At 62.5% G+C, this 24,462-nt stretch carries 20 protein-coding genes and 1 pseudogene; 16 read left to right on the forward strand and 5 right to left on the reverse strand.

Features of this window, described 5'->3' with window-relative positions:
* From ASD82_RS06160 to ASD82_RS06175, 4 genes are all read left to right on the forward strand, one after another.
* The coding region (locus ASD82_RS06160; protein WP_056716887.1) for a secretin N-terminal domain-containing protein at nt 1-1,864 on the forward strand (1,864 nt) is incomplete at its 5' end.
* Entirely contained in the window at nt 1,861-2,358 is a 498-nt protein-coding gene (locus tag ASD82_RS06165; protein WP_056716889.1) for a type II secretion system protein, read from the forward strand. The genes ASD82_RS06160 and ASD82_RS06165, both read left to right, overlap by 4 nt.
* 1 nt (nt 2,359) lies before the next feature.
* Nucleotides 2,360-2,737: a prepilin-type N-terminal cleavage/methylation domain-containing protein gene (locus ASD82_RS18190; protein ID WP_056716891.1), complete on the forward strand. Its 378-nt coding sequence runs from the start codon at nt 2,360-2,362 to the stop codon at nt 2,735-2,737.
* A gap of 2 nt (nt 2,738-2,739) precedes the next feature.
* Nucleotides 2,740-3,219: a type II secretion system protein gene (locus ASD82_RS06175; protein WP_056716893.1), complete on the forward strand. Its 480-nt coding sequence runs from the start codon at nt 2,740-2,742 to the stop codon at nt 3,217-3,219.
* Nucleotide 3,220: 1 nt separating this feature from the next.
* On the opposite strand, the gene ASD82_RS06180 is transcribed toward ASD82_RS06175, so the two are convergent.
* Both ASD82_RS06180 and ASD82_RS17935 read right to left on the reverse strand, forming a co-directional pair.
* Nucleotides 3,221-4,084 (reverse strand): rhodanese-like domain-containing protein, encoded by an 864-nt coding sequence (locus ASD82_RS06180; protein ID WP_162253814.1) that lies wholly within the window; start codon nt 4,082-4,084, stop codon nt 3,221-3,223.
* A gap of 83 nt (nt 4,085-4,167) precedes the next feature.
* Nucleotides 4,168-7,674: a patatin-like phospholipase family protein gene (locus tag ASD82_RS17935; protein ID WP_056716896.1), complete on the reverse strand. Its 3,507-nt coding sequence runs from the start codon at nt 7,672-7,674 to the stop codon at nt 4,168-4,170.
* A gap of 166 nt (nt 7,675-7,840) precedes the next feature.
* On the opposite strand from ASD82_RS17935, the gene pssA reads away from it, so the two are divergent.
* The gene (gene pssA, locus ASD82_RS06190; RefSeq protein ID WP_056716898.1) at nt 7,841-9,241 is read left to right on the forward strand and encodes a CDP-diacylglycerol--serine O-phosphatidyltransferase; all 1,401 of its coding nucleotides are present in this window, start codon (nt 7,841-7,843) and stop codon (nt 9,239-9,241) included.
* A gap of 8 nt (nt 9,242-9,249) precedes the next feature.
* Here pssA and ASD82_RS06195 read toward each other — a convergent pair whose 3' ends face one another.
* Complete coding sequence (locus ASD82_RS06195; RefSeq protein WP_056716900.1) at nt 9,250-9,852, reverse strand: GNAT family N-acetyltransferase; 603 nt, start codon at nt 9,850-9,852, stop codon at nt 9,250-9,252.
* 19 nt (nt 9,853-9,871) lie between these two features.
* Nucleotides 9,872-10,078 (reverse strand): DUF465 domain-containing protein, encoded by a 207-nt coding sequence (locus ASD82_RS06200; protein WP_007804203.1) that lies wholly within the window; start codon nt 10,076-10,078, stop codon nt 9,872-9,874.
* Nucleotides 10,079-10,226: 148 nt separating this feature from the next.
* Here ASD82_RS06200 and ASD82_RS17325 point away from each other — a divergent pair.
* The 5 genes and pseudogenes from ASD82_RS17325 to ASD82_RS06220 form a co-directional block, all read left to right on the forward strand.
* Nucleotides 10,227-10,379, forward strand: a pseudogene (locus tag ASD82_RS17325) (tRNA 2-thiocytidine(32) synthetase TtcA); the annotation flags it as partial.
* Nucleotides 10,380-10,616: 237 nt separating this feature from the next.
* Nucleotides 10,617-11,897 carry a tyrosine-type recombinase/integrase gene (locus ASD82_RS06205; RefSeq protein WP_082585262.1) on the forward strand — a complete coding sequence of 427 codons (1,281 nt, stop codon included), beginning with the start codon at nt 10,617-10,619 and terminating at the stop codon, nt 11,895-11,897.
* Nucleotides 11,890-13,611 (forward strand): hypothetical protein, encoded by a 1,722-nt coding sequence (locus ASD82_RS06210; RefSeq protein WP_157599199.1) that lies wholly within the window; start codon nt 11,890-11,892, stop codon nt 13,609-13,611. The genes ASD82_RS06205 and ASD82_RS06210 overlap by 8 nt, the downstream gene beginning before the upstream one ends.
* 110 nt (nt 13,612-13,721) lie before the next feature.
* A complete protein-coding gene (locus tag ASD82_RS17670) occupies nt 13,722-15,692 on the forward strand; it encodes a hypothetical protein (RefSeq protein ID WP_157599200.1) in 1,971 nt (656 codons plus the stop codon).
* Nucleotides 15,676-16,107, forward strand: a complete 432-nt coding sequence (locus ASD82_RS06220; RefSeq protein ID WP_157599201.1) for a hypothetical protein — start codon at nt 15,676-15,678, stop codon at nt 16,105-16,107. The genes ASD82_RS17670 and ASD82_RS06220 overlap by 17 nt, the downstream gene beginning before the upstream one ends.
* Before the next feature lie 230 nt (nt 16,108-16,337).
* On the opposite strand, the gene ASD82_RS06225 is transcribed toward ASD82_RS06220, so the two are convergent.
* The gene (locus tag ASD82_RS06225; protein ID WP_157599202.1) at nt 16,338-17,135 is read right to left on the reverse strand and encodes a hypothetical protein; all 798 of its coding nucleotides are present in this window, start codon (nt 17,133-17,135) and stop codon (nt 16,338-16,340) included.
* 103 nt (nt 17,136-17,238) lie between these two features.
* Here ASD82_RS06225 and ASD82_RS06230 point away from each other — a divergent pair, with 103 nt between their 5' ends.
* The 6 genes from ASD82_RS06230 (at nt 17,239) to ASD82_RS06255 (ending at nt 24,425) form a co-directional block, all read left to right on the forward strand.
* A complete protein-coding gene (locus tag ASD82_RS06230) occupies nt 17,239-18,786 on the forward strand; it encodes an ADP-ribosylglycohydrolase family protein (protein WP_082585263.1) in 1,548 nt (515 codons plus the stop codon).
* A gap of 110 nt (nt 18,787-18,896) precedes the next feature.
* Nucleotides 18,897-19,214, forward strand: a complete 318-nt coding sequence (locus ASD82_RS06235; protein WP_056716912.1) for a hypothetical protein — start codon at nt 18,897-18,899, stop codon at nt 19,212-19,214.
* A 579-nt stretch (nt 19,215-19,793) separates the two neighbouring features.
* Nucleotides 19,794-21,569 (forward strand): copper resistance system multicopper oxidase, encoded by a 1,776-nt coding sequence (locus tag ASD82_RS06240; RefSeq protein WP_056716913.1) that lies wholly within the window; start codon nt 19,794-19,796, stop codon nt 21,567-21,569.
* Entirely contained in the window at nt 21,566-22,849 is a 1,284-nt protein-coding gene (locus ASD82_RS18075; protein ID WP_235580646.1) for a copper resistance protein B, read from the forward strand. The genes ASD82_RS06240 and ASD82_RS18075 overlap by 4 nt, the downstream gene beginning before the upstream one ends.
* An 11-nt stretch (nt 22,850-22,860) precedes the next feature.
* Nucleotides 22,861-23,970, forward strand: coding sequence for a c-type cytochrome (locus ASD82_RS06250; RefSeq protein WP_056716915.1), 1,110 nt, complete (start codon nt 22,861-22,863; stop codon nt 23,968-23,970).
* Nucleotides 23,971-23,972: 2 nt separating this feature from the next.
* Nucleotides 23,973-24,425 carry a DUF411 domain-containing protein gene (locus ASD82_RS06255; protein ID WP_056716968.1) on the forward strand — a complete coding sequence of 151 codons (453 nt, stop codon included), beginning with the start codon at nt 23,973-23,975 and terminating at the stop codon, nt 24,423-24,425.
* The last annotated feature ends 37 nt before the right edge of the window (nt 24,426-24,462 follow it).

Raw genomic sequence — 24,462 nt, forward strand, 5'->3', positions numbered from 1 at the left:
GCGCGTCGTGCTGGCCGAGGACCCCGACAGCCGCCGCGCACAGAACAGTCTTGAACGGATTCGCGCCGCCAGGGACAGCGGCAAACCGAAGCCGGGCGAGGGCCTGGAAGACCGCTTCAAGAAGCCGGTGACCCTGGAGTTTCGCGATGTGCCGGTAAAGGTGGCATTCGACGTGCTGTCGAAGGCGTCCGGCATCAACTTCGTCTATGACCAGGACATTCGCCCGGATCTCAAGGTTTCGGTCTTCCTGCGCAAGACGCCGCTTGACGATGCCATCCGCATGATCGGCCTGTCCACCCAGCTGGAAACGCGGGTGATCAACGGCAACTCGGTGCTGGTGTTCCCCAACACGCCACAGAAGGTCAGCGAGTATCGCCCGCTGAACGTGCGCAGTTTCTATCTGGCCAATGCCGACGCCAAGAAGGTCGCCGAAATGCTCAAGGCGATCCTCAAGACCGAGACGGTGACGGTCGACGAGAAACTCAACATGCTGATCATGCGCGACAGCCCCGACGCGATTCGCCTTGCCGAGCGCCTGATCGCGCTGGAGGACATCGGCGAACCCGAGGTCATGCTCGACGTCGAGGTGCTGGAGGTGAAGAAATCGAAACTTCTGGACATGGGCATCAACCTTCCTGCGGAAGTCGGCCTGTCCGTGCTGCCGCCTTCGCAGACGGCCACCGCGCTGTCGATCAATGCCCTCAAGGGACTGAACGCGTCGAGCATCTACGCCAGCGTGCCGAATGCGACGGTCAAGCTGCATGACGAACGTTCGGATGCGCGGATCCTGGCCAACCCGAAGATCCGGGTGAAGACCAAGGAAAAGGCAAGCGTGCTGATCGGCGACAAGGTGCCGGTGATCACCTCGACCTCGACGTCCACCGGTTTCGTTTCCGAAACGGTCAACTACGTCGACGTGGGCCTCAAGCTGGAGGTCGAGCCGAGCGTCTATGCCGGTGATGAAGTGTCCATCAAGATCAATCTGGAAGTGAGCAGCCTGGTACGCGAGATCACCACGGCTTCGGGCACGCTGTCCTACCAGATCGGCACGCGCAACGCGCAGACCGTGTTGCGTCTGAAAGACGGCGAAACACAGGTGCTTGCCGGCCTGATCAACAAGGAAGACCGGAAGTCGGCCAACGGCCTGCCGTTCATTTCGCGACTGCCCCTGCTCAGTCGCCTGTTCGGTTCCAAGAAGAACGACGTGCAGAATACCGAGATCGTCCTGTCGATCACGCCGCACCTGATCCGCGGCGTGCGTCGCGCCGGCATGGACGAGATGGAATTCGAGAGCGGTACCGCAAACCACTTGCGTGGAGCCAGTGTCGGTGTGTCGACGCCGGTCGCCGATCCGGCGGAGGATCTCCAAGCGGACGGCACGGCGGGTGATGCGGCAGTGCCGGCTGCGGCGGCATCGTCGCCGGCGCCGGCGCCGGTACCCGCAACGGATGTGCCGACGCAGGGCGTGCTGCTCGACTGGTCGGCCCCGGCCGAGGTCGAGGTGGGAGAGCAGTTCACCGCGGTGTTGAACATCAGTGCGTTGAAGGCCATTGATCAGTTGCCCTTGATGGTGGGGTTCGATCCCAAGGTGCTGCAGGTGGTCAGCATCGAGGAAGGGAAGTTCATGGCCCAGGGGGGCGGGCACAGTTCGCTGACCAAGGAGGTGAACCTTTCGGCCGGCCGGATCAGTGCGACGACGATTCGCCAGGGGACGGCGGTATCGGGCCAGGGCAGCCTGTTGCAGGTCACTTTCAAGGCGCTCGCCAAGTCGGAAAAGACCCCGATCAGGGTGCTGTCGGCCACGCCAAGTCCGGAGACGGCCGGCACGGCGAAGCTCGCCGATGCGACGATCAAGGTCCAATGAACGTTCCGGGCGCGAGCGGTTGGCATCGCTGGCATGGCTTCAGCTTCATCGAGCTGCTGGCCACGCTGGCCATCATGTCCGTGCTGCTGTTGGTGGCCGTTCCGTCAGCCCGTCTGGTGACTCAGCGACATCGCGAAGCGGAGCTGCGAACCGCCCTGGCGACCATTCGCGACGGCATCGATCATTACCGAAAGGCGGTCGAGCAGGGACGCATCCAGGCCAGACTCGGCCAGAGTGGCTATCCACCGGATCTGGCGGCCTTGACGGAGGGCGTCGAGGACGTGAGCACGCCCGATCGTCGCAAGATCTATTTCCTGCGCAGGCTGCCCGCTGACCCGATGTTCGTTGGCGAAGCCGGCGACGCTGCCGGGACATGGGGCCTGCGCAGCTATGCCAGCCCTCCCGATGCGCCGGCGGCCGGTGACGATGTCTTCGATGTGTACAGCACTTCCCCAGGCATCGGCCTCAATGGCGTGCCCTACAAGGACTGGTGAGATGCGCCTGCAGCGAAACGGATTCAGCCTGATCGAACTGATGGTCGTCATGGTCGTCATTGCGATCCTGGTGAGCATCGCGTTGCCGCGCTACCAAGGCTCGGTCGAGAACGCGAAGCTGGTGGCGTTGAAGAGCAACCTTCACGTCTTGCGTAGCGCGATCGATCGCTACCATGACGACCGCGCACACTTCCCCGACTCGCTGCAGGCGCTGGTTGACGGACACTATCTGCGTGACGTGCCGGTCGACCCCGTCACGGAAAGTGCCCAGACCTGGGTACCGGTGGAAGAGATGGCCGGAGACGATGCCGGTGTGGTCGATGTGCACAGCGGCGCGGCCGGTGCCGATCCCCACGGCACCGTGTACGCGGAACTGTGAGGATGCGGCGGCAATCCGGCTTTGCCTACCTGTTGATGCTGTTCATGGTCGCGTTGCTGGCGATTTCGCTGCTGGCCATGGGGGCGCTTGAGCACTACGCGAAGGTTCGCTCGGATGAGGTTGAGCTGCTTCGCGTTGGCGCCGAGTTCCGGCGGGCGCTGGCCAGCTATCGAAATGCCGCGGAACCCCGCATGTATCCGGTGTCGCTGGACGAACTCGTGCTCGATCGCCGCTCGGGCCTGCTTCGCCGCCATTTGCGCAAGATCTACGTCGACCCGATCACCCGCAACCGGGATTGGGGATTGGTGCTTGAGGGCGGCGGCATCGTCGGGGTGCATTCGAAATCCGGGCGGAAGCCGATGAAGGTCGCCGGCTTCGATCCGGATGACGCCGGGTTTGAAGGCGCAGAGCATTACAGCGACTGGATATTCAGCCCGGTCCGGTTGACGCCCGAAGCCAATGCCACACCGGAGCGACGCTGAATCAGAGCGCGCTGCAGGCTTTCGACACGGCGGGACCGGCGAGGCGTTTGCGATCCTGCGCCAGTTGCGTCTGCCGCAGTTCGCGCAGTCGTTGCGGAGAACCAATCCAGTAGAACGTGGTGACATTCTTCCTGAGCTGCGCACGGATGGCGGACGAGGGCGTGGTGGCCGTGGCAAGCAGGATCACGCGCGCGGCACCGGCGGGACGCAGGACGGCGTCCCTTGGAGGAAGCGCAGAACGGAGCGATTCATCAAGCACCAGCGACCGGCTGCCAGGTTCGCTCAAGGCGGCTGCCATGTCGGTATCCGAAAGGCGGCTCAATGCCATGGATTCCGGCAACGCATGCAACTGCGCCCAGGCGGCGATGCCACCGTCGACGACATGCACCTGGCGGAATCCGGCACGTCGCAGGCGCTCGCACAGCTGCAGTGCATCGGAGTGGAATCGTCCTCCGTCGTAGACGATCGTCGGGTGGCTGCTCGTTCCTGGCCGGGTGATCAACTCGGAGAGCGTGGCCTGCCTGGCGCCCGGCACGTGGAATTCCAGGAAGCGTGCCCGCTCGCGCAGATCGAATACCTCCGCACCGGCGACGTCCAGCGCACGGGCCTTGACCACGCAACTGTCCTCGCCGGAGGGCACCTTCGGTGCCGAAGGTGTCGGTGCCCGGTTCATCGCCGCGAGCGCCAGCAGTGGGCATTTCCCGGCCAGCGCGGTTGGTGCGCCAGGGGAGTTGCCGGCGTGGCCCGGAACGGACAGCAGGGTGCCGACGCAGAATGCGGCGGACAGAATCCTCCGCCGCAGGTGCGCCCCGGGGTTTCGTTCAGTCGATGGAGATGCTTGCCGGCGAGATGCTGGGTAGGTCATGGAATTCGTGGTCTGCCGGGTAGCCATTCGCAGCCTCGATCTTAGCGTCCTGGCCTGGCAGCTTCGAGGCCTGCGTCAGTGACTCACGGCTTCGTCGTGCCGGGAATCCACAGTTCGATCACGTTCGGTTCGCCGCGGATGGATAGCGGGAACGGCACGGCCTGGGGCGCGCGGGGCGAGGCGAACGGGCGGGTGGCGCCCATCCATGCGCTGATCGCCGACGCGCATTGGGTGCCGGCATCGCTGTAGAGCACGGTGGGTACATGCCACTGGAACGGCAGGGTGCGGCCGTGGCTGGCGGCGCTGGCGGTGACGTTCTCGATACCGGGCGTGGCCACGCCCAGGTCGCGCAGCCGGGGCAACAGGGTTTCGGCGGAGGCGCGCTCGGCCTCGTCGTAGATCTGCGTGTAGACCACGAAGCGACGCGAGATGCCCTGGGTGCAGGCGCGGCGTGCAGCGTCGGCCAGGGTGGAGGCGTTCGCCCGTGACGCGTGGGTGACCGTGGCGGTGGCGGGAGTCGGACGTGCCGCCCGGACCGGTGGCGGTGCTGCCGTTTCGGGCGGCGGCGGTGGCGGCGGCGGGGGAACCTCTCGCGCGGGTTCCGGTGCCGATGCCAGCGGGGGGCTTTCGGACGGCATGTCGACGGTGATGGGTGTCGTGTCGGCGGTGGATGTCGGGGCTGCGGCGTTCGAGGAGGTGTTCGCGCCCGCCACGACGGGCGCATCGGGATCGAGCGCCACCACCGGTGGCCAGTCACGGTAGCCGACCATGGCGCGTTCCCAGCGGGTCAGCGAGGGTGCGCCGCCGAGGATGGTCAGGTCGTTGTTGCAGGCGAGCGCAAGCTGGCCCGGTGGCAGTTTGGTGCATTTCGCCTGCAGCGAATCGACGAGGCCGTCCACCATCAGGCGGATCGAATCCGGGTACGGCGGCGCTCCGGCTTGGGCGCGGAACAACTGCACCGAGGCATCCATGCCGACATCGAAGGCGGCGTCGTCGCCGATCGCCTTGCCCAGGTCGCGGGCGGCCTCGGTGACCAGTTTCTGCTGCTCGATACCCTGTTTCAGATGGGCGTCCCACGCCTGCCAGCCGGCCAGCGCCAGGCCGGCGATCGCGCTCAGCCCGAGCGAGGCGCCGACCGTGGCGGTGACCCGCTGGCGCAGCGACATCGCGCTCTTCTGCACGTCCGGGGCGAGCGGGCCGATGCTGGCGGCGACGCCTTCCAGGGCCAGCACGGGGATCGCGTCGAGGGTGGCGCGATCGAGCGGCCGGCCCAGCAGTTCGCCCAGCTGGCAATAGCTTTCCCACTGCGCCTCGTCGAAGAACTGGTCTTCCGTGCCCTGCTGCGGGAAGCGCATGTCGCGGTTGGCGTAGCCGACGATGTCGAGCGGCGAATCCGCCGGCTGGCGCGGCTTCACCACCAGCAGGGCGCCGGTGTTGCCGCTGTGGTAGCGGATGCGCGCCAACAGCAGGCTTTGCGTGCCCGGCCCCGGCATCACGCTGTCCGGCGTGCCGAGCCGGGCCAGCAGTGCGGGCTCGACGGTGCCCGGCGCGAGGCTGGCCGGGTCGATGAATTCGATGATGGCGGCGTAGTCGATGCGCGCCTTGCGGATCAGGTTCTCGACGTCGGCGAACAGGTAGTTCGGATCGGCGCCGCAATCGGCCAGCACGATCAGCTTCAGCTCGCGCTTGAGCAGGGCATAGACGCCGGTGTTGTCGAAATGCCCGCCGTCGGACAGGTACCACACCGGACCCTGCAGGCCGGGGAAGCGCGCCAGCATTTCCTGCAGGGCCGCCCGCGACTTGCCGAGCCACGACCATGACAGCGACGGCTTGCCGAGCCGGTTGCGCCACCAGTAGCCGAGCCGCAGGCCACTGAGGAAGGTCAGCACGGCCACCCCGGGGCGGGTCATCGAACCCATGCCGGAACCGGCGGCGGCACCGGAGATGGCGATCCATTCGGCCAGCGTGGTGCCTTGCAGCGGTTCGCTGGCGCCCGCGGGCAACGTTTGTGCGGGCCGGGTTCCGGTTTCCACGCCGAACGGACCGACGGTGAGGCAGATGCCCTTCCGATCGGCGTTGAACGCCTCGGTGCGATCGTCGACGGTCTGGTTGATGCAACAGTTGATCAGGTGGATCGGGCCACCGTGCAGGTGCGGCGTGTAGTCGGGCAGGGCCACATCGTCGTGGTCGAGCAGCTCGGTCACCTTGACCACCGCCTGCGCGGTGGCGGTGTCCTTCGACAGCAGCGGCGAGATGGGGAAGCGCGTCGGGCCCGCGGCGGCCACCGGCTGGTTGCCCACCGCGATGTAGGTGCGCGCGATGCGCGAGCGATAGAACGCGTGCAACGACGAGCGGTTGATCGCCTGCAGGTTGCGTCCGGTCAGGCCCGCGTAGGCAAGACAGGGCACCACCACGGCCAGCCAGCGCAGCCAGGCCGCTGCGGCGGACGTGTTGCCCATGAAGAACAGCAGGTATTGCAGCGCGCTGAGCCAGAACAACAACAGCAGGCCGAGCAGCAGCAGGCCGCACAGGTTGGCGATCAGGGCCAATGGCAAACGCGCCAGGCTGGGCTTGTCGTTGTGCGGCTGCAACGCCGGCAGGGCGAACCGCGCCACCGCCACCAGCAGCGCGATCAGGCCCGCGCCGTTCAGCGCCGGGCCGTGCAGGGCGCCCGATTCCAGCAGCCAGGCAAGGAACCAGCCGAGCAGGTCGGCGACGCCGAGCAGCAGGAACAGCAGCAGGCACTTCAGCAGGAAGGTGAGGCTGATCGTGTAGTGCACCCGATCCTGGGCCGGATGGTTGCCGCGCAGCCGGGTCCACAGCCATGCCAGCGGGATCGCCAGCAGGATCACGCCGGCCACCTGCAGCAGGCCCGGGCCGTGGCTGCTGTCCAGCGGCTGGGCCAGCCACAGCAGATAGCCGCCGAGCGCGGCGGTGACCACGACGATGGTCAGGTCCCCCGCCAGCGAGCCGTCTTCCGGATCGCGCGCCCACCAGTAGGCGAAGGCGCAGGCCGCCGACAACCAGCCCAGCGGAACCAGGCCCAGCCACCACAGGTTCAACGTCAGCCATGGCAGGTGTTGTGCGTAGACCGGATAGCAGAGCAGGTGCGGCAACACCACCGCCGATGCCAGCAGGGCCAGCAGCACGGCGATCTCGAACTGGGTGGCCACGAAGCCGCGCAGCTGCCCGGTGGCAGCCTGCAGCAGATCGCCCGCGCCGGCGGGCGTCAGGTAGCGACCGTTGCTGCGCAACCACCACAACAGCAGCGAACGATCGTTGGCCAGGCCCTGCTCGACCTGTTGCGGCGTGGTGGCGGCATTGAACAGACGTCCAAACGCGGCGCCGATGTAGCCGCCCCCGGAGACCGTCGACAGGTAGTCGAAACGGTGCAGCACGCCGTTGCGTGCCAGCGCCCGCAACAGGCCCAGGCAGAAGGTGGCGCTGCGCACGCCGCCACCGGACAGGGCCAGGCCGGCGTGTGGCGCCTGCGGCTCCACCCCGGCGCGGTCGCGTCGCGTGTCGAACAGCTGCTCTTCGGTCGGAGCCGGCTCGCCAGGCGAGGGCTGTGCTTCCCTGTTCTGATTCATGGCTTGTTCTCCCCCGGGCCTCGATGCCCCTGCCACGCCGCGGGTGAGGTTATGCGCCCGCACGTCGCCCGCGGCAAGTGCCGTCGGCGACGTGGAAGCCGCGCCGCGGTGTAGGCGCACCCGCCGCGGTTTGCGATGATGGGCGTTGTCGTCCATCGTTGTGGCCATGAACAAGCTGATCTCCGCTCCCGGCCGCATCGCGCGGCGCATCCTGCCGTTTTCCCGCAGGCGCAAGCCGGGCGCCTCGACGCAGGCGATGCCGTTCTTCGCGGTGCCGGCCAGCGCGATCGCCACCCTGCCTGATCCGTCGGCATTCCGGCAGGCCTTGCTGCGGCTCATCGGCCAGGCCACCCGGCGCATCGTGATCGTGGCCCTGTACCTGCAGGACGACGATGCCGGCCGTGAAGTGCTCGATGCGCTGTACGCGGCGAAGGCGCGCGCGCCGGGCCTGCGGATAACCGTGTTCGTGGACTGGCATCGCGCCCAGCGCGGCCTGATCGGCAAGCAGAAAAGCGCGGGCAACGCGGGCATGTACCGCGAATACGCGGCGCGGCTGGGGCCGGGCGTGGAGATCTACGGCGTGCCGGTGCAGAACCGCGAACTGTTCGGCGTGCTGCACCTGAAAGGCTTCGTGATCGATGACGCGGTGCTGTACAGCGGCGCCAGCCTCAATGATGTCTATCTCGCGCGGCATGAGCGCTACCGGCTCGACCGCTATCACCTGCTGCAGCACGCGGGCCTGGCCGACGCGATGGCCGGTTTCGTGCAGAAGTATTTCATCGGCAGCGATGCGGTGCGGCGCCTGAACGTGGCGGACGTACCCTCGACGAAGTCGCTGCAGCCGGCGATCCGCGAATTCCGCCAGGCATTGCAGCGGGCGAGCTACGACGTGCCGCAGGCCAGCCTGGCCGACGGCACGGTGGCGGTGACGCCCCTGCCGGGCTTCGGCCGCAGCGACAACACGCTGAACGAGGTGCTGCTGGAGTTGCTGCGCGGCACGCGCCAGCGGCTGATCGTGCTGACGCCGTACTTCAACCTGCCGCGGCCGGTGCGCGCGGTGCTGGGCCAATTGCTGCGTCGTGGCTGCACGATCGACATCATGGTCGGCGACAAGACCGCCAACGATTTCTACATCCCGCCGGGCGAGCCGTTCAAGACCATCGGGCTGTTGCCCTACCTGTACGAAAACAACCTGCGCCGGTTCGCCCGCGCGCACCGCCGCCAGATCGATAGCGGCCAGCTCAACCTGCACCTGTGGCGCGACCGCGACAACAGCTATCACCTGAAGGGTCTGCTGATCGACGACGACGTGGCCGTGCTGACCGGCAACAACCTCAATCCGCGGGCGTGGTCACTGGATCTGGAAAACGCACTGGTCCTGCGCGACCCGTCACGCCTGCTGCAGGCACAACACGAAGCGGAGTGGGCGGCCTTGCGCCGGCACGCCACGCGACTGGCCGACTACCAGGCGCTGGAGAGCCCGCGGCAGTATCCGCCCGAGGTGCGCAAGCTGCTGAAGCGGCTCGACCGCAGCCAGCTCGATCACCTGCTCAACCGGCTGATGTAGCGGCGCTGCTACGAATTCGCGGCCAGCCGGCTCAGCCGCATCTCCAGCCAGTTCGACACGTTCGGCCATTCCCCGGCGAGGATGCTGAAGCACACGGTGTTGCGCAGGCTGCCGTCCACGCGACGCCGGTGGGCGCGCAGGACGCCCTCGCGCTGCGCGCCAAGACGCTCGATCGCGCGCTGCGAATCCTCGTTCAGTTCGTCGGTGTGGAAGGCCACCGCCACGCAGTCCAGGGCCTCGAACGCGTGCTCCAGCAGCAGCCGCTTGCAGGCGGTGTTGAGGTGGCTCTTCTGCCAGCGCTTCGCGTACCACGTATAGCCGATGGCGAGGCGTGGGACCGCGGTGTCGATTTCGTAGTAGCGGGTGCTGCCGACGATCTCGCCGCTGCCGCACTCGCGGATCGCGAACGGCAGCATGTGGCCCTCGGTCTGGCCTTGCAGCGCCCTGGCCACGTAGTCACCGGCCTGCCCCGGCGCCGGGACGCTGGTGACCTGCAGGTTCCACAGTTCGCCGTCGGCGGCGGCCGCTTCCAGCGCCGGCACGTGATCCGGGCTCAGCGGTTCCAGCACGACGTATTCGTCATGCAGACGGATCGGGGCGAACGGGGTCATCGGGGATTCCAGTGGGCGGTCAGGCGTCGAGGTCGGGGATCAGCTTGCTCTCGAGCCGGGCGATGTGGTCCTTCAGCAGCAGCTTGCGTTTCTTCAGCCGGGTCAGCTGCAACTCGTCGCGGCCGATCGCCGAGGCGAGCTGGTCGATCGCGGCGTCGAGGTCGCGATGCTCCATCCGCAGCTCGGCGAGCAAGTGGACGATTTCTGCGTGATCCTGGACCTGCATGATGGTGATGAGGCTGGGCGGCGATTTCCCAAGTGTAACGCCGATTTGCCGCGCCGATTGGCCGCGCGGCTTCCCGCCTCGCCCATGGATGCGGCCCGGCGGCGGCCGGGCCGCTACAATGGCAGGCTCCCGTTGCCGATCGCCCGACATGTCCGCCCCGTCGCCCACCTTCCGTCCACCCGCCGCCCACGGCGGCAAGCTGGCCCGGCGCCTGCGCCGCCAGGTGGGCCAGGCGGTGGGCGATTTCGGCATGATCGAGGACGGCGACAAGGTGATGGTGTGCCTGTCCGGCGGTACCGATTAGGTCTACAGTATGGACATGTAACGATTAGGTGTTAGTGTATGGACACTGTGGCTATGACATTGGGCTAGATCTGTGAGCGTTGAATGTCGTGTGGGGCAAGCGGTTAGACCAAGCGGAATGGCAAAGGCTTGCATCCCACCGGCTGCATCGTTGCTATGAAAGTGCAAGGACAGATCGTAGCAGCCGTCGTTTCCCTCAAAGCTGTCACGTCCATTGCGTACCGGCGTGTTTGTCATGGCGCGATGTGAACTCATTACCTTCACGCCGCATTCCCCGGAAGTCGTCGATGGCAAGCTCTCTTGGGTCCCTCTAAAAAGCGGGGCCATGGAGGGCTTGCCCCAGCTTTGCTGGGAAAGTGGCGAGCCATGGCGCGAAGCCAACCTGTGGCTGCTCAGCCGTGCTTATCGACAGAACATCGAGACGGTTCGCTCTAACGCCAAGGCCTTGCACGCTTACGCGCAATGGTTGGAATCGACGGATCCGCCCATTCATTGGTGGGACTTCCCTGCCAAGGAAAAGGACCGCTGCCTGGTTCGTTTCCGAGGGTTCCTCATCAAGCAACGTGAGGCTGGCAACTTAGCTCCTTCGACAGCATCGGCTCGGATGCGTGCAGTGGTGCGGTTTTATCGTTGGGTCTACGCCGAACGTTTGATTACCCCACAGTGGCCGATGTGGCACGAGCGTAACGTCGTCATAAAGCTCGACAGCACGGATTATTTCGAGCGCACAGTCGTCGTGACCACCACAGATTTGGCCATACCGAATCGAAAAAGGAATTCCGCAGGACTCGAAAATGGCGTGATGCCGGTGAGCCCTGAAGAGAGGGATGCGATTCTCACACTCGTCGATGCGCATGGCAGTTTGGAACTTGCGTTGATGCTCCGGCTTGGTTTTTACACGGGGATGCGCCTCGGATCGATCTGCGACCTCAAGGTCAATACCATTCTTCACGCTATCCCAGAACCCTGCGTACCCGACGCCCGGCTGATTTCCATCGGGCCGAACGCTCGGCCACCCGTGCACACCAAGGGTGGAACTTATGGGCACATCACGGTCCCAGGTAAATTGATCGAGGATCTCACGCAATACGCGGCGTCACTCCGACGCCGTGAACGGCAAGCCCTCGCGCAGAGAGATGACAAGTCGCTGCTTTTCTTGACGCGCTTTGGGAACCCGTATGTCAAGCGGCAGGCGAACAAGAGTTCGGCTGTCAATGTGGAAATGCATAAGCTTAGATCGATAGCCCGTGCAGCAGGTGCGAACCTGGCCCACTTTCACTTCCACATGACCCGTGCGACGTTTGCTTGCGAGGTCATGCGCCTGGCTCTCCAGATCGAGGGGATTGATCCGGTGGCGGTGGTCGGTGAGATGTTGTTCCACTCGAGTCGACGTACGACAGAGGCCTACGTGCACTATCTCAAGAAGCAACCAATCAAAGCCGAAGTAGCCAATGAATTCACGAAGGTGTTTCTCGGTTGCATGAAGCGTCCTACCGAAAAGCACGAGCGTGTCTAAGCCATCGATTCCGGAGTTGACGTTTGCCGAGGTGCCGCTCAACCAGGGGGAGGAGCCTTGGGATATGCGCATGTTTCTCTATCGAGGGGCATCAGCATGGCGCAAAGATGCCGTCCGGGCAGCGATCGATGCAGGTGAGTTCGGTTCTCCCATCTCGGAGCGGTTGCCACTGGTGGTCTCCTTGCACGATCAGGTGGCGGCCGGTGTTGCCAAGGGGCATTCTAAGAGGACGTTGGAAAACGTCATGACGGCCCTGCGGGCCTATTTTCGCTACGTGGACGAAGCTGGGCCGGAAGAGCCGACGATCGCCACCGCAGCCAACCTTTACATCGAGTGGATGGAATGGTGCGCACAGCGTGTGGCGACCCACGACCTGAAAGCATCCAGTCAGTATCGCATTGGGGTTACGGCGGGAGCTCCGCTCGCACTCGCCATTGGTAGGACAGACTCGAGCCTTTTTCGCGCCGCGCGACTTGAGCGAAAGGGGCGAAAGAAGGCCATTTACCGAACGTCGGATAAGCAGAACCTTGAAAACACGTTTGCGATGGGGCATGCGTTGCTCGACATCTGCCTGGCCCTCCCAGAAACGGTTATTCGAGGACGACTTCCGATCCTGCTGACGTTCCGTAGCGGTCAAACCTACGAGGAATGGTGCGGATACCGGCGACGATCAGTGGATGAGCTTCTTCAGGGCAAGGTGTCGGGTCGCCTTCGAGTCAGCGCTCGATTTGTCGAGGAACGGCGGCGATGGGAGAGCGATGTAAGCAATCGCCAACGTTCTCCAGCGATCAATGCCCGCTTGGATGCCGAATTGCTGATCTTCATTGCGCAGACCGGCATGAATTTGACACAGGCCTGGAAAATGCAAATGGGCGACTTTCGGTACGAGAGCTTGCGCGATGGCTACGGTGTGAGGCGCTACAAGAACCGCCGACTGGGGGAGGTCGAATTTCATATCTACAGCGAGTATCGGGAACACTTCGATCTCTATCTCAAGTGGCGTGCTGTGGTGTTCGCTGATACCGATAGCGACCTGCTCTTTCCCTACATCAACAAAAAGGGTGAGCCGGCCAGTCATGGCAAGCGAACCTTCAAGGAAATCGAAATGCGCTTGGCGGCCGCACAGGTTAAGCTGGTCCGGCCCCAGTCCTTGCGGCAGACGCGTATCAACTGGATGCTTCGGCGTACGGGTGATCCTGCGCTGACTGCTGAAATGCACGGGCACAGTGTGGAAGTGCTGCACGATGAGTACGAGCGACCTCATCACCAACGTGCTGTCGCGGAGACGACGCGTTTTTGGCACGAAACCGATCCTGCCATTGCCTCGCCAGGGCCTGGCGTGTGTGTCGTGGCTACACCCATGATGCTTCCGGAGTCGCCCGAAGAGGCGCCTAAGCCCGATTGTCGGGCACCCGATGGTTGTCTGTTTTGTGCGCACCAGCGTGACCTGGACACGCTAGATCATGTCTGGTCTCTTGCCTCGTTGCGTCACTTGAAAAGTCTTGAGATGGCGCGCGATGGTTTGTGGATGGCTACGCCTGACAAGCATCCCGCCCACCGGGTCATGGAGCGGATTGCCGAAAAACTTGAGTATTACGCGCATAGCACTTCAGAGCGTGCAGTCTGGGTGGAAGAAGTCGCCCTTCGGATGTCGGAAGGGCGCCATCACAAGCGCTGGGCCGGATGGATTGCGATGGCGGAGTTGACGGTATGAAGGCCCACCAGTTGGGCTCGGAGTATGGTCTCAATATCCGACATCCCACCGTATCCCCGAAAAGCCCGCACTATCGGATCCCTGCGTGGCCACCACCGGATGATTGGCCGGTGGCGGTCGATGCTGATGGTCGGGTCGTCTGCCGGGTGAGTGATTCCGTCTGGAATTTTGCTGTCTACGGTCGCAGTTCCGAGTCCGTGCGCATCAATTTCGCCTCGGGCCGGCTTAAGGTAGACAGAGGACAGGAGGTTCATGTCGACATCGATTCAGTCAATCGGCGTCTTTTCCAGCAAACCATGTGTTGGTTCTTATGGGGGCACCGTCAGCGGCTTAACGCACGGACCGTCGTGGGTTATGCCGCACGGCTTAAGCCAGTTTTTTTACTGTGTGCAAAACACCAGATAGACGCATCCGATCTTTATCGCTTTCCCCGGGTGCTTGATCAGTTGGCGAACACTGTCGCGCCCTCCACGGCCAACGAAGTCCTGACGATGTTGCGCGAACTGTGGACGGTACGCGATGTGCTTGGATTCACGATCCTCGATGAACGAGGCTTGGCTCACTTTGAGGCCGGATTGCCAGAACATCAGGAGCAGCAGACGCCCTATATTCCGCCGCGTATCTGGCTCTATCAGATGCAGCGGCTACGCATATTTTTGGAGGACTTCTGGGCGCATCGGGATGCGATCGTCGCGTTCTTCCGGTATGTGCATGAGGCTTGTCTTGACAATATGGGGTCCGCCGAAGCCCTTTATTCGGAGCCGCTACTGACTCGAAGTCCCTTCAACCGAGAGGCTGACCAACATAAGGGGTGTCGATACCACGGTACCTTCTGGGAGGTGGCTGATCGATTCGGTGTGAGGGGACTGCTAGAACGATGGGCCTTGGATCCTGCCGATGCGGATGTTTCCTGGGCGGCATACGGCCGGCTTCACGTGCTTTCCGGTTATTTTCGGGCCGCCGTCCTTGCGGGCCATAAATATCTGCTGAATTTATCTGGGGTACGCGCCAATGAGGGAGCTGATTTTCGATCCCGTTGCTTTGAAGTCGAGCGAGACCCGACCTATGGTGACCTTTATCTGTTGCGAGGTGAGACCAGCAAAACAGTGAAGGATGACCAGGCGTTGTGGGTCACCTCGCCGTCGGCAAAGTTGGCCGTAGATGTGATGACAACCGTGGCGACCCTGCGTTTGGAATGTGCTCGGAGTAACCCTTACGTCAATCTGCCCGAGGACGAAGTCGCGGACCCATGGTTGCTCAGTCGGCCCAGGGAGCCGTGGTGCTCCTCTGGAAAGGTCAACGGAGCAGGACGCGCATCCGTCAAGTACTACGGATATGGAGATTGGGAAAGTGTATGTCCCGTGCTTTTCGACAAGCGCGAACTAATGATCACGGCCGACGATATCCGGTTGGCTCGCTTGGTGACGCCGACGCTTGATCCCATGCGATATGCAATGGGAATGCTATGGCATTTCCACGATCACCAGTTACGACGTACCACGGCAGTAAATATGTGTGCGTCTAACCTGATCAGTGAGCCTACGCTGCAGTATCAGCTCAAACACATGCGCCGGGCGCAGTCCCTTTACTATGGAAGAGGGTTCACCCGGGTCGCCTTAAATCGGAAGTATGCCGAGGATTTCCTGCGAACTGCTTACGAAATGCTTCGTCGGCAAATCACACTTCTTGCGGATGATCGATATGTCTCGCCGCTCGGTGAGGCGCATAAGATAAATCTCCTGAAGCGCCTTCATTCCGCTGCGGGTGACGAGCCCCTTGGAAAACGCGACATTGGACGAATCCAAAAATTAGTGGCGACCGGCGAGCTGGCTGCGAAGCCGACGCTCTTGGGTCTGTGCCTGAGCCCGGAGCCATGTGAATGGGGTGGCGTGCTTAACCTAATTCATTGTGGGAAGTGCGATCGAGCGTTGGGTGACAAGGCGAAGCTACCTCACGTGTGCGATGTAAGGCAGATGATCAAGGGGCATCTTGAAGCCTCCCCTTCCGATAGTCCTGATCGGGCATCGTTGGAGTTGCAATTGACCTCCGTGGAGACTTTTATTCGTGTCCTACAGTCCTGAGCACAGTGCTGAGCAAAATTTTCGTGCCGCGTTTGATCGACTAAAACGCGGGAAGCCCCAGCGAATGCCCTTGGGCGCGCCCGTCACGCAAAACAACGTGGCGAAGGAGGCAGGCAAAGATACTACGGCCTTGAAGAAGGCTCGCTATCCCGCCCTTGTGCACGATATTCAGATGTGGGTGGCGGAGCACGGTGGAGATAAACCCCAGTCTCGCCGGCAACTGGCGATAGCGCAGCGGAAAAAACGAGGCGACTTGCATGCTCGACAGGCTGAGATCATTGCCCAGAGGGATCTTGCGCTCTCCTTGCTGGTGTCATCCGATGACCAGTTGCTTCATTTGTTGAAAGAGGCGGAGCGAGGACGTGAATCCACTGTCCAGCCGTTGCTGGCCAAAGCAAAAGGAATGAGAGGGTAACCGATCGTGATCACTGTGCGGATCTAACGGACCTCCCGATCATTGTAGAAATCGGAACTATCATGGTTGCTTGGAGACCTTGGCATGCTTCCCCTTGATGGTGTCGAAATGTAGCTTCACCTTATCAAAGATGGTTTTGTAGGCGCAGGAATCTGGAGCTAAGTGTTCAGCCTTTGCTTGCAATTCGCTTGCGCGTCAACCTTATGCGCAGTCGTCCGCACCATCTGCAGTCAATGAATGGTTCGATGCTGCATCATCGAGCTGCGAAGCAGCTCTAGCGAGGGACTCTTCGTGAGGTATTCATCGTCGAGGCGCGTCACCTCATGCGCGAAAATCAACGAGATGGTGCTCATGGCAAGTTCCGCTGGGCGCGTCATGCCGCGGACATTCCAGCGCTCAGCCTTCGCGCGCCCCGAGAAGCTGGCGATCGAGCTGGCAAACACCAAGCCTAGTCGTGCCGATTCCACGCCACCCTGTTGATGGGTCGTGGCAACCGATCGAACCGAGAGATAGATCAGGTACATCACCTGATTGACGCTGAACATTACCAGCGAGTGTCGAAGCGAGTCGATGGCGCAGTAAGTCCATTCGGGGTTGTAACCGGATTTTGACAGCAACCAGCTTGCGTACTGAGCCACCTCGGCGAGCGCCAGATCCTCCCAAAGCGCAAGAAGGGCGGATAGCGACTCATCATCATCGAAGTCGACTTCACTCCATATTTCGTTAGCGATGTCGTGTCGACGTCGACAATCACCGGGTGCCGAGCGGATGCGCCACGCCACACTGTCGAAACCGTACTTCATCCAATCTCGAGACAGCAGCCAATCATCGGCGTGCGCCAAGGAAAGTTCTGGCTCGATGATTCCCAAGGCTTGCAGCGATAGAAGGATGCGATGAGAGAAGTGCTCGTGAGGGGCGAGCTGTCTCTGGAGTGCATCCAGCGGTAGAAGGCGAGTCAATGAGGCATCCGCCGCCACGCGAACAGCAGCGGTGAAGTACAGGCTGGCAGTCAGATCACTCGGGTTCAAGGGTTGCCTTCGTAGCTCGTGATTTGCACCGCTGCGTCAGTGCGATGGATGCGGCAAACCGGCGATACTAAGGAAATCTTAGCTTGCGAGCAAATTTAATTTCATGACTCAGCCCGGAAGTCTGTATATAAGGCGCGATCGTCTTGCCGGTGGCCTATGGGGCCTCTTGATCGGTAACGCCATGGGCGTGCCGTATGCGCACCAAGATGTGGAGGAATTGTCCGCCATCGCGATGACCGACTTCGAACCTCCTACCGGCTTCTTCCGATCCTATGTGGATGTACCCCCACGGACATGGACCATGGAGGGAGCACAGGCATTGTGTTTCCTGCACGCACTTCTCCTCCATGAGCAGTTTGGCCTGGATGATCTGACAGAACGTGTGATCGGCTGGTCAGAGATGGGCCTTTATTCGGTCGACTCCTGCAAGCCGGCAAACGATCCTGACACGGCCGATATGGTCCAGTCGCTATTGAACGTGCCTGCGGGCCACGCTTCACATGACACCGGGCGCGCCGGTGACCGAAGTGCGTTGATCCGTATGCTTCCGCTAGTTCTCTGCCACCTTGGTAGCGAAGCGGAGCTGGTTGCCAAGGCGGTACGATTGTCTTCAACCAAGACAGCGCACCGTTTCGCCAGGACAGCATCCGTGATGTACGCCTTGTGGGCGCGCGCCGAACTGGATGCCAAGCCTGCGCCATGGACTTATGCGGCGGCGCGATTGCGTGAACTCGGCCCAGCGGCGGGGCTAGCTACGACGGATATCGAACAGGTGCTGGATCGTGAGCATGGAACCTACGCGTCTGGTAGCAGTGATGTCATAGATAGCTTGTGGTCAGCACGGGTGGCGATGAATGAAACCGATAGCTATACCGATGCCGTGCGTCGCGCGATTGCTTTCGGAGGCGACACGGATCTCACCGCCGCCGTGACGGGTGGCATCGCCGGGCTCCGATATGGCATGTATGGCATTCCGGATGCGTGGCGCGAACAGCTACGCGGCAAAGAGAAGATAGACGACCGCCTCGTTGTGCTCCTGATTCATGCAACACCGCGCCAAACCGCCTGGATCAGCAAGGCACGCAGCAGTCGCACCGACCCTTTGCGTATCGGGACCATCGATCTGGCGTACGGTGGCAAGATCGGCATCACCTTCTGCCCGGGCAAGAAGCAGCCGTTTGCGGATACGGGGGCGTGGAATCGCAATCTTGACACCGATCTCGACGCCATCAAGGCCTGGGGTGCGACGCATCTGGTGACGCTGATTGCACCTTGGGAGTTTGTCGACCTCGATGTCATCGCACTACCCAAGCGGGCCGAGGCACATGGACTGATCTGGCATCACGCCCCGATTCTGGATGGTCATGCACCTGACATCCTGCCAAAGGGGTTCACCTCAGAGGAGTGGTTCGAGGGCAAGTGGCCGGTCATTCTGCCCCAACTTCATGCAGCACTCGATCGTGGCGAAAGTGTGGTCGTGCATTGTAAAAGCGGTCTGGGGCGTGCTGGCACGGTGGCTGCGCTGTTGCTGGCAAGTCGCGACCCGTCACTGCCATGCGATGAAGTGGTCAAACGTGTACGCGCAGCACGACCGAACGCGATTGAAACAGTTGTTCAGGAGCGTTATCTGGCGAGTCACCTATCGGGATAGGCGGCCTTCCACAGTACTGAGCATAAACGCTCAAATTTCAAACCGCTTTCACATAGCTAGGCGCACCGTTCGTTTGTTGCGTCTGGCAACTTATTGTTGGAGACGGTCACATGAGTATTTCTCGCAAACTACTCGGTTCACTCGCGCTCACACTGGCCATCAGTGGTATCGCTGTGGCCCAAGACAGCACGCCCACCAGCGGCATGGACAAAATGGGTGCCATGCACTCGGACATGAAGGGTATGCACGGCAACATGATGGGTATGCACAAGATGCCGGCGACCGTGACGGCGGCGGATGCGAAAACCGGTGTGGTCGACGTGACGACCGAAGGTATGGCTTTGAAGGTGCATTTCCCACCATCCGCCATGGCCAGCTTGAAAGCGGGTGACAAGATTACGTTGCATATGGGCTTCAGCAAGCCGTGAATCATCTGCACCCCACTCCAGAGTTGAGGGGGCCTGATTGCAAGGGTAAGCTCACCTCATGACCTTCTCGCTACGTCAGCTCGCTCGTTCACGTCGCCTCCGGGCGATGGGCGTGTTGGCGTGGCTGATGTTGGTCATCAACTCATTGGCCGCTGCACCGATGGGCATGACGGGAGTGCCTCATTCCCATGCCATGCACACAACGGTTGCGGCGGTCAGTGAACACTGTCATCACCACGTCGCCGCCAACAAGGCCGCTCGCTCCTGTTGCGACGATCAGGCCGGTTGCTGCGGTGGTATGACCGGTCACAGCTGTAATTGTGCGGCGATGTGCAGTACCACGTTGCCACCCGAACCGGCGGTTGTTTTGGTCTCGTCCGCGATCACCGCCCGTTACGCCATGCCGCTGCCCAGTAGCGCACCCTCGTTGAATACCGCCCCTCCGTTGCGACCACCGGCGGTCTGACTCTCCCTCGTTGTTGATGAGCTTTGCTGGCGATCGTCGTGTGTCGATGATCGCAAGCAATCGGCTGTGATCGGTATCGGCATGATCGATACCGCCTGCCCTGGAGAGAGTCCATGAACCTGTTTTCCCCGCCCCCGGCCGATTTGTCGCGGCGTCGTTTCGTCCAAGGCATCGCCATCGGCGGTGCCGTCGCCGGTCTCGGCCTGTTGCGCCCTTCCAACGCCTGGGCGTTGACGAGTCCCGGCCAGCCCACGGTGCTGAGCGGCACCGACTTCGCGCTGGATATCGCCGAAACCCCGGTCAACTACACCGGTGCCACGCGCCTGGCCACCACCGTCAATGGCGGTATCCCCGGCCCGATCCTGCGCTGGAAGGAAGGCACCACGGTGAACCTGCGCGTGTCTAATCGGCTGCGCGTGCCGACCTCGATCCACTGGCACGGCATCATCCTGCCGTTTCAGGAAGACGGTGTGCCCGGCATCAGTTTCGATGGCATTGCGCCCGGTGAAACCTTCCTCTACCAGTTCAAGGTGCGCCAGTCTGGCACGTACTGGTACCACTCGCATTCGGGCTTTCAGGAGCAGACCGGTATGTACGGTCCGCTGGTGATCGAACCCGCAGGTCCCGATCGTCATCCCACCGATCGCGACTACGTCGTGATGCTCAACGACTGGACCGACGAAAATCCCGAACGGATTTTCGCCAAGCTCAAGAAGCAGAGCGACTACTACAACTTTGCCCAGCCCACCGTGCCGGATTTCTTCCGCGACGTGCGCGAAAAAGGCCTGAGCCAGGCGCTGGCCATGCGCAAGATGTGGAATGAGATGCGCATGAATCCGACCGATTTTGGCGACGTCTCCGGTTACACCTATACCTACCTGATGAACGGTGCGGCCCCAGCCGGCAACTGGACGGGCATCTTCAAACCCGGGGAGAAGATCCGACTGCGTTTCATCAATGGCTCGGCGCAGACGATTTTCGACGTGCGCATTCCGGGCCTGAAGATGACGGTGATCTCGGCCGATGGCCAGGACGTCGACCCGGTGTCGGTCGACGAATTTCGCATCTCGGTGGCCGAAACCTACGACGTGATCGTCGAGCCGCAGGACGAGCGCGCCTACACGCTGTTCGCCCAGTCGATCGACCGCACCGGTTATGCCCGCGGCACCCTGGCACCACGCGCGGGGATGGAGGCGGAGGTGCCCAAGCCCGATCCCATTCAGTGGTTGGCCATGCAGGACATGATGGGCGCGATGGCGATGGGTGATGCCGGTCACGGCGGCATGCAAGGGATGTCGGGCATGAGCGGCATGCAGGGCATGGCCGGCATGGATCATGGTGCGATGCCGGGCATGGCGCCCGCTGCTCCGGTGGTGCGCCATGCGCGCACCGAATACGGCCCTGGTGTGGACATGCACGTGGACATGCCACGCACCAATCTCGACGATCCAGGCATCGGCCTGCGCGACAACGGCCGCCGCGTGCTGACCTACGCCGACCTTCACACCATCGGCGGCCCGATCGATGCGCGCGAGCCCAGCCGCGAGATCGAGCTGCACCTGACCGGCAACATGGAGCGCTTCATCTGGTCGTTCGACGGCGTGAAGTTCTCCGATGCCAAGCCGGTGCATTTCAACAGTGGCGAACGCCTGCGCATCGTGCTGGTCAACGACACGATGATGAATCATCCGATCCACCTGCATGGCATGTGGAGCGAGATGGAAAATCCGCAAGGCCAGTTCCAGGTACGCAAGCACACCATCAACGTGCAGCCGGCGCAGCGCATCACCTATGCGGTGTCGGCCGACAACCCGGGCCGCTGGGCGTACCACTGCCACCTGCTGTATCACATGGAAGCGGGCATGTTCCGCGAGGTGGTGGTGTCATGAAAGTGAATCGTCGTAACACCTCAACCGCTCCGCACCGTTCGGTATTGCTGGCTGCAGTGCTACTGGCTTTGCCGATGGCCGCTACGGCGCAGACCGCGCCCGCGTCCAGCAGCACATCGTCGATGGACATGAGTTCGATGCCGGGCATGGATCACGGCAGCATGGCTGGTATGACGATGCCGGCTCCCGCAAGTAGCGCTGCCAAACCGGCCACGAAAGCGCCCGCCAAGAAAGCCAAGAAGAAACCCGTCTCTGTTCCCCCGACACCGGCTTCCCACGCCATGGACGACATGAAGGGCATGGATCACGGCGCGATGCCGGGCATGGACCACAGCACGATGTCGGACATGTCGATGCCCGCCAAGCCCGCCGCATCGGCAGCCCCCGCCGGCGACATGTCGGGGATGGATCATTCATCAATGCCCGGCATGAGTCCGCAGGCGATGCAAGGGATGGATCACAGCGGCATGGCCGGGATGGATCACGGTGCGATGCCCCCAAAGGGACAAGGCGACATGACCGGCATGGGCGCGATGCCTGGCATGACGATGGGCCCCATGCAGGGCGGTAGTCCGCCACCTAACGCACGGAGCCCCGACTACTCCGATGGCATCGGCTACGGTTCCATGAAGGGCATGGACATGGCTGACAACGCGTCGTTGGGCATGCTTTTGATCGATCAGCTGGAAGCTTTCCACGGTCGCGATGCCAATGGTCAGAGCTGGGAAGCCCAAGGCTGGTACGGCAACGACGAGAACAAGCTGTGGGTACGCACCGAGGGTGAGCGTAGCCGCGGCAAGCTGGAAGATGGCGACCTCGAAGCGTTTTGGAACCACAATGTCGCCACGTTCTGGAGTACTCAGCTGGGCGTACGCCAAGAACTCGGTGAGGGGCCGAACCGCAGCTGGGCGGCATTCGGTGTGCAGGGACTGGCACCGTACTGGTTTGAAATGGAAGCGACCGGCTATGTCGGTGCCTCGGGACGCACCGCCGCGCGCCTGCGTGCCGAGTACGAACTGTTGTTCACCCAGCGCCTGATCCTGCAGCCGGAAGCGGAAATCAACCTCTACGGCAAGAACGATCCGCAACGCCGGATCGGTAGCGGCGTGTCCGACATTCAGTTTGGCTTGCGTCTGCGCTACGAGATCCGCCGACAATTCGCGCCCTATATCGGCGTGAACTGGGTGCGCCGCATCGGCACGACGGCCGACTACGCCAGGCAGGATCATCAACCCGTTCTCGACCGGCAGATCGTGGCCGGCGTTCGCATCTGGTTTTAAGGGGAAACATCATGAAACAGCACATCAAGCATCACAGCATCACCGTTGCCGTCGTCCTGGGTGTTCTTGCCATCGGTGCAGGCGCGTTCGTGTATTCCGGCATCTACAACATCGGTGCCGACGACCACCACACCAAGCCGGTTTTTGCGGTCTTGCAGACCCTGCGCGAGCGCTCCATCCACGTGCGCTCGGAAGACCTCACGATGCCGGACCTCAACGACCCGCAGCTGATCCTGAAAGGGGCCGGCCAGTACGCGGCGATGTGCACCCAGTGTCATCTCAAGCCTGGCATGAAGGATTCGGAGCTTCGTCCCGGCCTGTACCCACAGCCGCCCAACCTGTCACAGACGCGCGTCGACCCGAAGGATGCATTCTGGATCATCAAGCACGGCATCAAGATGAGCGCGATGCCAGCCTGGGGCGGCAGCCACGACGACCCCACCATCTGGAGCATGGTCGCCTTCCTGCAGAAGCTGCCGGGCATGACGCCGGCGCAATACAAGGACATCGTCGCGAAGGCACCACCGGATGAAGACATGGATATGGACGAAGACAGTGGCCACAGCCACGGCGGTGCGGCCGACGAGGACACCCATGGTGCTGCCGACATGAAGGAGATGGTCATGTCCAGTGAAGCTGGCCATAGCCACGACGCTGCCGCGAAAGACGGCCACGATCATGCGGCGGCCACCGCGCCTGTGGCCGAAGCCCCGTTGTCGCTGGACGGCATGAAGCCGAAGGCGGTACCCGAGGCCGAGGCCGTGGCGCAGGCGTTCCACACGGCGTTGCAGCATGGCGACCGTGCAGCAGTGCTCGCGCTATTGGCGCCCAACGTCACCATCAGTGAAGACGGCCATACCCAGACGCGCGATGACTACGCAAACGGCCATCTCGGCGAGGACATTGCGTTTCTGAAGAGTGCCCAGATTACCCCGGTCTCGTTGGGTTCGATGCCCATGGGCGACACCGCCATGGTCGGCAGCGAAAGCGACATCAAGGTCACGATCAAGGACAAGCCGACCACGCTGCGCAGTCGCGAATTGCTCAATCTCAAACAGGACGGCAAGAACTGGAAAATCGTGTCCATCCAGTGGCAGTCCGCACCGGTATCGGGAGAATGACCATGAGGCGATGGCTTTCCCGCTTGGGCAGTGTCGCCCTGTTTGCCGCCGCATTCTCACCCGTAGCGATGGCAGCGAATGCGATCGATGTCTACCGCGATCCCTCGTGCGGCTGTTGCGGCGCTTGGATTTCCTATCTGCGCACGCAGGGCTACACCGTCACCGTGCATGAAGATCAGTCGATGATGGTGGTCAAGACGCGGTTGGGCGTGCCTGCCGATGCCGCGTCCTGCCATACGGCGCTGATCGGCGGTTACGTTATCGAAGGGCATGTTCCGGTGGAAGACATCCGCCGGCTGCTCGCCGAACATCCGGACGCCCGAGGCTTGGCAGCACCGGGTATGCCGATGGGTTCGCCCGGCATGGAGATGAGTGCGCCGGAGCGCTATGACGTGGTGTTGATTGGCCGGGATGGATCCTCTCGCGTCTTTGCCGCCCACGGCCCGAAGGCGTAATCGTCGTGGCCGGTGGACGCACTGTTCGTTCGTGCGC

The organism is Rhodanobacter sp. Root179, from assembly GCF_001428465.1.
Taxonomy (GTDB): Bacteria; Pseudomonadota; Gammaproteobacteria; order Xanthomonadales; family Rhodanobacteraceae; genus Rhodanobacter.

Bases quoted from the DNA above. Each gene is read 5' to 3' on its own strand.
- ASD82_RS06165 (WP_056716889.1), top strand. From the start codon at position 1,861: ATGAACGTTCCGGGCGCGAGCGGTTGGCATCGCTGGCATGGCTTCAGC.
- ASD82_RS18190 (WP_056716891.1), top strand. From the start codon at position 2,360: ATGCGCCTGCAGCGAAACGGATTCAGCCTGATCGAACTGATGGTCGTC.
- ASD82_RS06175 (WP_056716893.1), top strand. From the start codon at position 2,740: ATGCGGCGGCAATCCGGCTTTGCCTACCTGTTGATGCTGTTCATGGTC.
- ASD82_RS06180 (WP_162253814.1), bottom strand. From the start codon at position 4,084: ATGACCTACCCAGCATCTCGCCGGCAAGCATCTCCATCGACTGAACGA.
- ASD82_RS17935 (WP_056716896.1), bottom strand. From the start codon at position 7,674: ATGAATCAGAACAGGGAAGCACAGCCCTCGCCTGGCGAGCCGGCTCCG.
- pssA (WP_056716898.1), top strand. From the start codon at position 7,841: ATGAACAAGCTGATCTCCGCTCCCGGCCGCATCGCGCGGCGCATCCTG.
- ASD82_RS06195 (WP_056716900.1), bottom strand. From the start codon at position 9,852: ATGACCCCGTTCGCCCCGATCCGTCTGCATGACGAATACGTCGTGCTG.
- ASD82_RS06200 (WP_007804203.1), bottom strand. From the start codon at position 10,078: ATGCAGGTCCAGGATCACGCAGAAATCGTCCACTTGCTCGCCGAGCTG.
- ASD82_RS06205 (WP_082585262.1), top strand. From the start codon at position 10,617: ATGGCGCGATGTGAACTCATTACCTTCACGCCGCATTCCCCGGAAGTC.
- ASD82_RS06230 (WP_082585263.1), top strand. From the start codon at position 17,239: ATGACTCAGCCCGGAAGTCTGTATATAAGGCGCGATCGTCTTGCCGGT.
- ASD82_RS06235 (WP_056716912.1), top strand. From the start codon at position 18,897: ATGAGTATTTCTCGCAAACTACTCGGTTCACTCGCGCTCACACTGGCC.
- ASD82_RS06240 (WP_056716913.1), top strand. From the start codon at position 19,794: ATGAACCTGTTTTCCCCGCCCCCGGCCGATTTGTCGCGGCGTCGTTTC.
- ASD82_RS18075 (WP_235580646.1), top strand. From the start codon at position 21,566: ATGAAAGTGAATCGTCGTAACACCTCAACCGCTCCGCACCGTTCGGTA.
- ASD82_RS06250 (WP_056716915.1), top strand. From the start codon at position 22,861: ATGAAACAGCACATCAAGCATCACAGCATCACCGTTGCCGTCGTCCTG.
- ASD82_RS06255 (WP_056716968.1), top strand. From the start codon at position 23,973: ATGAGGCGATGGCTTTCCCGCTTGGGCAGTGTCGCCCTGTTTGCCGCC.